The sequence below is a fragment of the Endozoicomonas sp. ONNA1 genome, from assembly GCF_024606325.1.
In the GTDB taxonomy this organism is placed as follows: Bacteria; Pseudomonadota; Gammaproteobacteria; order Pseudomonadales; family Endozoicomonadaceae; genus Endozoicomonas_A.
Window position 1 is genome coordinate 1 of record NZ_JAHHPN010000312.1, and the last position, 1,094, is coordinate 1,094.

1 pseudogene is annotated in these 1,094 nt (G+C 47.4%); it reads right to left on the bottom strand.

The annotated features are described in order from the left end of the window. A pseudogene (locus tag KDK19_RS07335) lies at positions 1–889 on the bottom strand (ATP-binding protein); the annotation flags it as partial. Between the last annotated feature and the right edge of the window lie 205 nt (positions 890–1,094).

Sequence of the window (1,094 nt, forward strand, 5' to 3'; positions counted from 1 at the left end):
TAGTTGTTCAGGTTACGGGTCAGCGCGGCTCTGAAGCCAGCAAGGTGGGTCCCCCCATCACGCTGAGGAATGTTGTTGGTAAAGCAGAAAATGTTTTCCTGAAAGCCATCATTCCACTGCAATGCCACCTCTACACCAATGCCATCTTCCCTTACTTTCGTGAAGTGGAAGACCTTGTTGATATTGGTTTTATTGGTATTCAGATATTCAACGAATGCACTCAGGCCTCCGTCATAGCGAAACTGGTCTTCTTTCCCCGAACGCTCATCAATCAGTCGAATAAAGACGCCAGAGTTCAGGAAAGAGAGTTCCCTCAGCCTTTTAGCCAAAATGTCATAGCTAAACTGGATGTTGGAGAAGGTTTCCTCAGAGGGAACAAAATGAACCTCTGTACCGCTCTTTTCAGTTTCTCCAATCACCTTCATAGGTTCCTGTGGAACACCGTGCGCATAGATCTGCTGATGAACCTGACCATTTCTGCGGATGGTCAGTTTAAGCTCTTTGGAAAGGGCATTTACTACGGATACACCGACACCGTGAAGACCACCAGAGACTTTATAGGTGTTATCATCAAACTTCCCCCCCCCGCATGAAGTACCGTCATGATCACTTCAGCGGCAGACACACCTTCTTCTTCGTGGATATCTACCGGGATTCCCCGACCGTTATCACGAACGGTTATGGATTCATCCGGGTGGATAATAACTGCAATTTCATCACAGAAGCCTGCCAGGGCTTCATCGATCGAGTTATCTACCACTTCAAACACCATGTGGTGAAGTCCGGTACCGTCATCCGTATCACCAATGTACATTCCTGGACGCTTACGAACTGCATCGAGGCCTTTCAGCACTTTAATATTGGACGCATCGTAATTTTGTTCACTCATACTCTTTCTCCAGCGATTTCTCCAGCGATTCAGCCTGGCGAATCTCACGCCCAGATTTCAGGTTCACAGTTCCCTGTTTCACGTGAAACACTTTAAGATCAATTTCAGGCTCCCAGCAATTCACCAGTGCGCCCGGCTCTACACAGGTAATAAACTGTCTCTTATACACATCTCCGAGCCCACGAGACATCTCAGGATCTCGTAT